9 protein-coding genes are annotated in these 8,694 nt (G+C 73.5%); 8 read left to right on the top strand and 1 reads right to left on the bottom strand.

Annotated elements, in window-relative coordinates:
- Positions 1-85: 85 nt before the first annotated feature.
- Positions 86-1,255, bottom strand: coding sequence for a sensor histidine kinase (locus tag ACFV61_RS01100; protein ID WP_063351316.1), 1,170 nt, complete (start codon positions 1,253-1,255; stop codon positions 86-88).
- Positions 1,256-1,609: 354 nt separating this feature from the next.
- On the opposite strand from ACFV61_RS01100, the gene ACFV61_RS01095 reads away from it, so the two are divergent.
- The 8 genes from ACFV61_RS01095 to ACFV61_RS01060 are packed head-to-tail and all read left to right on the top strand — an operon-like array spanning position 1,610 to position 8,649.
- The gene (locus ACFV61_RS01095; RefSeq protein ID WP_063351317.1) at positions 1,610-2,026 is read left to right on the top strand and encodes an NADH-quinone oxidoreductase subunit A; all 417 of its coding nucleotides are present in this window, start codon (positions 1,610-1,612) and stop codon (positions 2,024-2,026) included.
- Positions 2,017-2,652, top strand: a complete 636-nt coding sequence (locus ACFV61_RS01090) for an NADH-quinone oxidoreductase subunit B (RefSeq protein ID WP_063348898.1) — start codon at positions 2,017-2,019, stop codon at positions 2,650-2,652. The genes ACFV61_RS01095 and ACFV61_RS01090 overlap by 10 nt, the downstream gene beginning before the upstream one ends.
- The gene (locus ACFV61_RS01085; RefSeq protein ID WP_380489318.1) at positions 2,649-3,911 is read left to right on the top strand and encodes an NADH-quinone oxidoreductase subunit C; all 1,263 of its coding nucleotides are present in this window, start codon (positions 2,649-2,651) and stop codon (positions 3,909-3,911) included. The genes ACFV61_RS01090 and ACFV61_RS01085 overlap by 4 nt, the downstream gene beginning before the upstream one ends.
- Positions 3,908-4,867 (top strand): NADH-quinone oxidoreductase subunit NuoH, encoded by a 960-nt coding sequence (gene nuoH / locus ACFV61_RS01080; protein ID WP_380344087.1) that lies wholly within the window; start codon positions 3,908-3,910, stop codon positions 4,865-4,867. Before ACFV61_RS01085 ends, nuoH begins: the two co-directional genes overlap by 4 nt.
- Entirely contained in the window at positions 4,864-5,436 is a 573-nt protein-coding gene (locus tag ACFV61_RS01075; RefSeq protein WP_380344090.1) for a NuoI/complex I 23 kDa subunit family protein, read from the top strand. The genes nuoH and ACFV61_RS01075 overlap by 4 nt, the downstream gene beginning before the upstream one ends.
- Positions 5,433-6,230 carry an NADH-quinone oxidoreductase subunit J gene (locus tag ACFV61_RS01070; RefSeq protein WP_380489315.1) on the top strand — a complete coding sequence of 266 codons (798 nt, stop codon included), beginning with the start codon at positions 5,433-5,435 and terminating at the stop codon, positions 6,228-6,230. The genes ACFV61_RS01075 and ACFV61_RS01070 overlap by 4 nt, the downstream gene beginning before the upstream one ends.
- Positions 6,230-6,601 carry an NADH-quinone oxidoreductase subunit NuoK gene (nuoK, locus tag ACFV61_RS01065; protein WP_063348902.1) on the top strand — a complete coding sequence of 124 codons (372 nt, stop codon included), beginning with the start codon at positions 6,230-6,232 and terminating at the stop codon, positions 6,599-6,601. The genes ACFV61_RS01070 and nuoK overlap by 1 nt, the downstream gene beginning before the upstream one ends.
- Positions 6,598-8,649: an NADH-quinone oxidoreductase subunit L gene (locus ACFV61_RS01060; RefSeq protein ID WP_380489312.1), complete on the top strand. Its 2,052-nt coding sequence runs from the start codon at positions 6,598-6,600 to the stop codon at positions 8,647-8,649. Before nuoK ends, ACFV61_RS01060 begins: the two co-directional genes overlap by 4 nt.
- Positions 8,650-8,694: the final 45 nt, after the last annotated feature.

The following is an 8,694-nucleotide window of genomic DNA, read 5'->3' as shown; positions in this document are numbered from 1 at the left end:
GGGGGGCCCCCCCCCCCCCCCGCGGCGCGGCGCGGCGCCCCGTCCACTTCCTCGACGAGGTCCCGGCGCCGTGCCGCGCCTCGGTTCAGCGGCGGGCGGTGCGGGTGCGCCAGGGCAGTTCGACGGTGATGCTGCTCGGGCCGCCCTCCGGGCTCTGCACCAGGAGCACCCCGTCCACCGCGCGGATCCGCTCGGTCAGCCCGGCCAGGCCGCTGCCCGGGTAGGGGGCGGCGCCGCCCTTGCCGTCGTCCTGGACCAGCACCATCAGCTGGTTGTCGGAGCGCCAGACGTCGACCGAGGCGGTGCGGGCGCCGGCGTGCTTGGAGACGTTGGTCAGCAGCTCGCTGACGGTGAAGTACGCGATGCCCTCGACCGCCGAGTCCGGGCGCTCGGCCTGGCCGTCCGGCCCCTTCAGGTCGACGTTCACCTTGACCCCGCCGGGGACGGTGCAGCGGGCGGCGACCGAGGACAGGGCCGCGTCCAGGCCGCGGTCGGTGAGCACCGCCGGGTGGATGCCCCGGGCCAGGTCGCGCAGCTCCTGGAGGGCCAGCTTCACCTCGCCGTGCGCGTTGTCGACCATCTTCGTGGCGGCCACCACGTCGTCCTCGGTCTCGACCTCGCGCAGCCGCTCCTTGGCCATGCCCAGGTCCATGGCCAGCGCGACCAGGCGGGCCTGGGCGCCGTCGTGCAGGTCGCGCTCGATCCGGCGCAGGTCGGCGGCGGCGGTGTCGACCACCGTGCCGCGGTCGTCCTCCAGCTCGCGCACCCGCTCGGCCAGGGCGCCCGGGAAGAGCAGCGACTCGACCAGGATCCGGTCGACCGCCGCCAGCGCCCGGATCACCCAGGGCAGCACCGGCCACATCACGGTGACCGCGACCAGGGCCACCGTGAAGCTCAGGATGCCCCAGGGCAGCATCAGCACGTTGTAGAGAGCCGAGCGCCAGTTCAGCAGGTCGGTCAGGTGGGCGATGGTGAAGCCCACCACCCCCGGCCGGCGCTGCTGCACCGGCTCCGGCTCGTGGATCGCGGAGTCGTACGCCGCGCGGGCCCGCCAGCGGCCCAGCCCGCCCAGGGCGCGGGAGACGGCCAGCCCGCCGGCCAGCAGCGGCAGGCCGACCACGGTGATCGACATCCCCAGGCCGGCCGTGAGCGTGATGGCGGTGAGTGTGAAGCCGGCGACGCCGAGCGGCAGGTTGAGCAGCAGCTGGCCGACCTGCCGCCACATCTGCGCGCCGTACAGCGGCGAGCGGACCATCTGAGCGTCCTGCTCCTTGATGGCATCCACGGTGCGGCGGTGCAGCGGCTTCATCTGGATCTACCGTCCCTCTTGGTCGAGCTGGTGGAGCAAGCTTCCCGAACCCGGGGCGGGAGATGCCATGGGGGTGATACATCTTCCGGGACGGGGGTTATCCCTACCCCCGTCCTGGTCGTCGGGCCACTGCCCGGTGCTCGCGGGAGTGTCCACCGGACGTCTTGCGGAGCGGGCAGGGTTCGGGCGGAGCGGAGCCGTCCCCTTAGACTCACGCATTGGCCATGGTTATGACCGTGCGAGGAAACGTCGTAGAACTGCCTTGAGGGGTTGTTCACGGCCGAGGTGGAGGGCGAAGGCATGGAGGGGCAGCATGCGGCTGCCGTCGCGGCCGACCCGGCGGTCGGCGGCGGCTACTTCGACGCGTACGCCGCGATGGGCCTGCTGGCCGTCGTCGGGGTGCTCTTCGTCGCCGCGGCGTTCACGGCCAACCGCCTGCTGCGGCCGGTGGTGTACTCGCCCGAGAAACTCCTCGCCTACGAGTGCGGGGTGGACCCGGTGGGCGAGGACTGGGCGCACACCCAGATCCGCTACTACGTGTACGCCTTCCTGTACGTGATCTTCGCGGTCGACGCGATCTACCTGTTCCCGTGGGCGACGGTCTTCGCCACCGCCGGGTACGGCGCCGGAACGCTGATCGAGATGTTCCTCTTCATCGGCTTCCTCGCGGTCGGCCTGCTCTACGCCTGGAAGAAGGGCGTTCTGGAATGGACGTGACGCACACCCACTCGCACGGCGCCCAGGGCGGGCCGGTCCCACTCGGCCTCCCGGACCCGTCGCGCCCCGGCGCCGTCGAGCGCCGTGGCATCGGCCCGCTGGCCCGGCTCGCGCCCGACCCGGTCAAGGTCGTGCTCAACTGGGGCCGCCGCTACAGCCTCTGGTGCTTCAACTTCGGCCTGGCCTGCTGCGCGATCGAGTTCATCGCCGCGTCCATGGCCAAACACGACTTCATCCGGATGGGTGTCATTCCGTTCGCGCCCGGACCCCGTCAGGCCGACCTGATGATCGTCTCGGGGACGGTGACCGACAAGATGGCGCCCGCCGTCAAGCGCCTCTACGAGCAGATGCCCGAGCCGAAGTACGTCATCTCCTTCGGTGCCTGCTCCAACTCCGGCGGCCCGTACTGGGACTCCTACTCGGTGACCAAGGGCGTGGACCAGATCATCCCGGTCGACGTCTACGTGCCCGGCTGCCCGCCCCGGCCCGAGGCGCTGCTCCAGGGCATCCTCAAGCTCCAGGAGAAGATCGCCGCCGAGTCGCTGCCCGACCGCTACGCCGCGCCCGCGGCGGCGCTGCGCCGCCCGCTGGTGACGGGGCCTTCGACCGAGGGAGGGGCCTCATGACTTCCGCCGAGCAGTACGCGGCGTCGGTCGGGGAGTGGGCGACCGGCGCCGAGGCTTACGGGCTGGTCACCGTCGACGTCCCCGCCGAGCACTGGATCGAGGCGCTCACCAACGCCCGCGACGCGCTCGGCCTGGGCTACTTCGACTGGCTGAGCGCCGTCGACGAACTGGCCGAGGGCTTCTCCGTGGTCGCCCACCTCGCCTCCGCCGACGCCCCGGGCGTGCTGCGCCACCTGGCGCTGCGCACCCGGGTGCCGCGGGACAAGGCCGCGCTGCCCACCGCCGTACCGGTCTACGCGGGCGCCGCCTGGCACGAGCGTGAGACCCACGAGATGTTCGGCATCGACTTCCCCGGACACCCCTACCTCGCCACCCTGCTGCTGCCGGACGGCTTCGAGGGGTACCCGCTGCGCAAGGAGTTCGTGCTCGCGGCCCGGGTCGCCAAGGCCTGGCCGGGAGCCAAGGAGCCGGGCGAGTCGGACCACGGCGACGGGCCCGCCCGCCGCAAGATGCAGCCGGCCGGGGTGCCGGACCCGAACGAGTGGGGGCCGCTGAAGGGCACCCTGCCGCCGGTCGCCGAGCGGCCCGCGCGTGGTGCGCGGGCGGCGGGCGCGGCCGGGCGGACGCCCCGGGCTGCTGGTGCTGGTGCTGGTGCTGGTGCTGGTGCTGCTGGCGCTGCTGGGGCCGGTGCTGCTGCCGGTGCCGAGGGCGCGGCGGCGGTGCGGGCGGACCGGCCTCGGCGGACCAGGACGGTGGCGGAGGGGTCGGCGAGTCAGGCGGGGGCCGAGGCTGCTGGTGCCGTTGCTCCGGACGCTGCTTCGGCTGCTGGCGAGGCTGCTGCTCCGACCGCTGGTTCGGCCGCTGCTTCGGCTGCTGGCGAGGCGGCGCCCGTGGTGCGGGCGGACCGGCCGCGTCGGGTCAGGTCGGTGTCCGACGGATCGGTCAGTCAGGCTGCGGAGGCGGCGCCCGCCGAGGCTGCCGAGGCCGCTGCGCCTGCCGAGCCGAAGGCCGAGGGCTCGGCGTCGCCGCGGACCCGGTCCTCGGACGCGCCCTGGCACAACCCGGTGCCCGCGCACGACGAGCCCGCGAAGCCCGCCGAGGCGAAGGCACCGGCCGAGGCCGCGAAGCCTGTGGAGAAGCCTGCGGAGGGGGCTGCCGAGGAGCAGTCGCCCGCCGGGCCGGCGAAGCCTGCCGCGCCCGCGGGTGAGCAGGACGAGACGTCGGCCGGACCGGCCGGCCAGGACGGAGACGGCGCGTGAACCTGCTCGACACGGTGCTGCGCTGCGTCGCCACCCTGGTCGTCTTCCTCACCCTCCCGCTGGTCATCGGCCAGACCGAGCACAAGGTCATGGCGCACATGCAGGGCCGGCTCGGCCCGATGTACGCGGGCGGCTTCCACGGCTGGGCGCAGCTCGTCGCGGACGGCGTGAAGTTCGCGCAGAAGGAGGACATCGTCCCGGCCGGGGCGGACCGCCGGATCTTCCAGCTGGCGCCCGCCGTCTCGCTGCTGCCGTACCTCTTCGTGCTGCTGGCGATCCCGGTCGGCCCGAACGGCTTCGTCGGCCAGGCGATCGACGCAGGCCTGTTCTTCGTGCTGGCCGTGATGGGCGTCGGCGTGATCGGCAAGCTGATGGCCGGCTGGGCCTCGGCGAACAAGTTCTCGCTGCTCGGCGGCCTGCGCACGGCCGCGCAGCTGATGTCGTACGAGCTGCCGATGGTGCTGGCGGCGGCCTCGGTGGCGATGGCCGCCGGCACGCTCTCGCTGCCCGGGATCGTGGACGCCTGGGAGTGGTACTGGCTGCCCTGGCAGCTCATCGGCGCGTTCGTGTTCTTCACGGCCGGTCTGGCCGAGCTCCAGCGCCCGCCGTTCGACATGCCGGTCGCCGACTCGGAGATCATCTTCGGCGCGTACACCGAGTACACGGGCCTGCGCTTCGCGCTGTTCCTGCTGTCCGAGTACGCGGGCATCCTGGTGGTGTCGGCGCTGACCGCGGTGCTCTTCCTGGGCGGCTGGCACGGCCCGCTGGCGGACCAGCTCGGCTGGCTCTGGATGATCCTGAAGACCTTCGCGCTGGCCTTCGTGGTCATCTGGCTGCGGGTCACCTACCCGCGTCTGCGCGAGGACCAGCTGATGCGCTTCGCGTGGACCGTGCTGATCCCGCTCGCCCTCGTCCAGCTGGCCCTGACCGGCGTCATCAAGGTGGCGATCTCATGAGTTTTCCCGGTGCCGGCCTGGCCAAGGGCCTGGCCGTGACCCTGCGGACGATGACGAAGAAGACCGTCACCGCGCAGTACCCCGACGTGCAGCCGGTGCTGCCGCCGCGTTCGCGCGGCGTCATCGCGCTGCTGGAGGAGAACTGCACGGTGTGCATGCTCTGCGCGCGCGAGTGCCCGGACTGGTGCATCTACATCGACTCCCACAAGGAGACGCTGCCAGCCGCCGAGCCGAACGCGCGGGCCCGCACCCGCAACGTGCTGGACCGGTTCGCCATCGACTTCTCGCTCTGCATGTACTGCGGGATCTGCATCGAGGTGTGCCCCTTCGACGCGCTGTTCTGGTCGCCCGAGTTCGAGTACGCCGAGACCGACATCCTGGAGCTGACCCACGAGCGGGACAAGCTCCGCGAGTGGATGTGGACCGTCCCGGCGCCGCCGGCGCTGGACCCGGCGGCCGAGGAGCCCAAGGAGATCACCACCGCGCGTAAGACGGCGGACAAGCTGGCCGCCGCCGCAGCGGCCGCAGCGGCTGCCTCGGCGGCCTCGGATGAGGGGGAGGCCCAGTGAGCGCCGCCACCCTGCTCGCGGCGACCGGCTCGCTGGAGCCGGCCGCCCGTTCGTTCCTGTCCCCGACCGGGGTGGAGATCGTCTTCCTGCTGGTCGGCATCGCCGTGCTCGGCTCGGCCGTGGTCGCCGTCAGCACCAAGCAACTGGTGCACGCCGCGCTCTGGCTGGTGGTCGCGCTGGGCGGGCTGGCGGTGGAGTTCCTGCTGCTCACCGCCGAGTTCATCGCCTGGGTGCAGGTGCTGATCTACCTCGGCTCGGTGATCGTCCTGGTGCTGTTCGGGCTGATGCTCACCAAGGCGCCGATCGGGCGCTCGCCGGACGCCGACTCCAAGAACCGCTGGGTGGCCCTGGTCGTGGCGCTCGCCTCGGCCGGGACGCTGGTGACGCTGGTCGTCGACGCCTTCCGGACCTCCTGGATCGACCTCGGCGCGGGGGGCGGCTCGGCCGCCGTCACCGGGGCGAGCCTGTTCCGCCACTGGGTGCTGCCCTTCGAGGCCCTCTCCGTGCTGCTGCTGGCGGCGCTGGTCGGCGCGATCGTGCTGTCGCGCGGGTCGACGCGGCGGGTGCCGCCGCCCCGGGCGGGTCGGCTGCGCGCCGGCCGGCCGGTGGGCTCGAACGGGACCGTCGCCGCCACCGTGCCCCGGCCGGCGCCGGAGAACCCGGCGGCCCCTGAGGCCGCGGCGGCTCCGAAGGCCGCAGAGGCCCCGGCGGCCCCGAAGGCCGCAGAGGCTGCGCCCGCTGCGCCCGCTACGCCGTCCGCGCCGTCCGCGCCGTCCGCGTCGGAGGAGAGCTGATGCACCTCGCCTACCCCGTCGTCCTCGCCGCGCTGCTGTTCAGCATCGGCGTGTACGGCGTGCTCGCCCGGCGCAACGCCGTCCTGGTCCTGATGTCCGTCGAGCTGATGCTCAACGCCGTCAACCTCAACCTGGTCGCCTTCGACACCTGGCTGCGCGACTCGCTGCACGCCGGCCAGGCGCTCACCCTGTTCACCATCACCGTCGCCGCCGCCGAGATCGGGCTGGGGCTCGCCATCGTCCTGCTGCTGTTCCGGGCCCGGGGCACCGCGGACATCGACCGGGCCACCGCGCTCGGCGATCCGGCGGAGCCGCTCGCCGAGGAGACGCCGGCCGGAGCCGAGGCGCTGAAGGGCCAGGCCGCCGCATGAACCTCGCCCTGCCCGCCCTCGTCCCCGCGCTGCCCGCACTCGGGGCCGCCGCGACCCTGGCCGTCGGCAAGAAGGCGCCCGGCCTGGCCCGGCCGCTGGCCATCGTGCCGGTCGCCGTCTCGGCCGTGCTCGCCCTGGTCGTCGCCCTCCAGCTCGGCACCGGCCAGGCGCTGGACGCCGCCACCCGGCTCACCCCCACCGGCGGCCCGGACATCGCGCTCGCCCTCCACCTGGACGGCTTCAGCTCGCTGATCTCCGTGCTGGTCGGCCTGGTCGCCACCTGCGTGCAGGTCTACTCGACCGCGTACCTCAGGAAGGACCCGCGCTACCCGTCGTACGCCGCGCTGGTCTCGCTGTTCACCGCGGCGATGTTCCTGGTGGTCTACTCGGGCGACCTGATCGTGCTGCTGGTCGGCTGGGAGGTCATGGGCATCTGCTCGTACTTCCTGATCGGCCACCACTGGGAGACCGAGGACGCCCGCTCGGCCTCGCTGAAGGCCTTCCTGGTCACCAAGCTCGGCGACGTGCCGTTCCTGTTCGGGATCTTCCTGCTCGGCGCGGACGCCGGCAGCTTCCGGATCCCCGACGTGCTGGCCGCCGCGACCGACGGGCGGCTCGGCCACCCGACGCTGATCGCCCTGCTGCTGCTCGCCGGGGTGGCCGGCAAGAGCGCGCAGTTCCCGCTGCACACCTGGCTCCCGGACGCCATGGCCGGCCCGACGCCGGTCTCCGCGCTGATCCACGCCGCCACCATGGTCGCGGCCGGCATCTACCTGGTCGCCCGGCTGCTGCCGGTGTTCCTGCTGTCGGGCGCGGCGCTGGTCGTGCTGGCCGTGATGGCCGCCGTGACGATGATCGGCTCGGCGCTCTGCGCGCTCGCCCAGGACGACCTCAAACGGGTGCTCGCCTACTCCACCGTCGGCCAGCTCGGCTACATGGCCGGGGCGCTGGCCACCGGCGACCGCGAGGCCTCCGTCTTCCACCTGGTCAGCCACGGTGCCTTCAAGGCGCTGCTGTTCCTGGCCGCCGGCGTGGTGATCCACGCCGCGCACACCAACTCGATCTCCGCGATGTCCCGGATCCCCGGGCTGCGCAAGCGCGTCCCGGACGCCTACTGGACGATGGGCATCGCGCTCGTCGCCCTGGTCGGGCTGCCGCCGTTCTCCGGCTTCTTCAGCAAGGAGGCGGTGCTGACCGCCGCCGAGCACGCCGCCAACGGCGAGGCGCTCACCAACGGGCTCGGCCCGGCCTCGGCCGTGCCGGAGGCCGCCGGGTGGATCGTGCTGATCTCCGCCGGACTCACCGCGCTGCTCACCGCCGCGTACGCGACCCGGCTCTTCCTGGTCAGCTTCCACAGCCCGCAGGCTGCCGGGGCGTCGCAGGCCGCAGTGCCGCAGGCCGTGGCGTCTGCGGCCGGGCACGAGGCGGACGCGCCGTACTCGCCCGAGCTCGACGAGGCCGACCCGGCCACCGCCGAGCCGCCCGCGATGCGCTGGCCGCTCTGGGTGCTGGCGATCCCGACCATGGGCTTCGGCGTCGCCGGCCTGCGCTCGGACTGGCTGCCCGCGCTGCTGGACGGCGGCTCGCTGCGCCCCTCGGCCGTCACCGCCGTCATCGGCACCGGGCTCGCCGTGGTCGGCGTGCTCGCGGCGTACGGCGCCTGGCGCTCGGCGACCGCGCGGCTGGCCACCGGCCGCCCGGCCCCGGCCGACGCCGGCCGGGTGCCCGAGCAGGCCGGAGCTCCGATCGCCGAGGTGATCGTCGCCGACCCCGGGCGCACCCTGCTCGGCCCGCTGTTCGGTCCGGCCCGGCACGGCTTCGGCGTCGACCGGCTGTACCACGCGCTGTTCGTCCGCCCGGTGACCGCCGCCGCCCGGCTGGTCCGCTTCCTCGACCGCGAGGTCGTCGAGACCTACGTGCGTGGCAGCGGGGCCGGCGCCAACCTGCTCGGCCGGGCCGTCCGGCTCGCGCAGACCGGCAACGCGCAGACCTACCTCAGCGCGCTGCTCGCCGGCGTCGTCCTGTTGGCCGTCCTGGTGGCGGTGTAGCGGATGCCGTACCCCCTCTCCCCGGTTCTCCCGATTCCGACCGCC

Source organism: Kitasatospora sp. NPDC059817 (assembly GCF_042731835.1).
Lineage (GTDB): Bacteria > Actinomycetota > Actinomycetes > Streptomycetales > Streptomycetaceae > Kitasatospora.
Note: the sequence above shows the minus strand (reverse complement) of the source record. Positions and strands in the feature narration are given on the sequence as shown.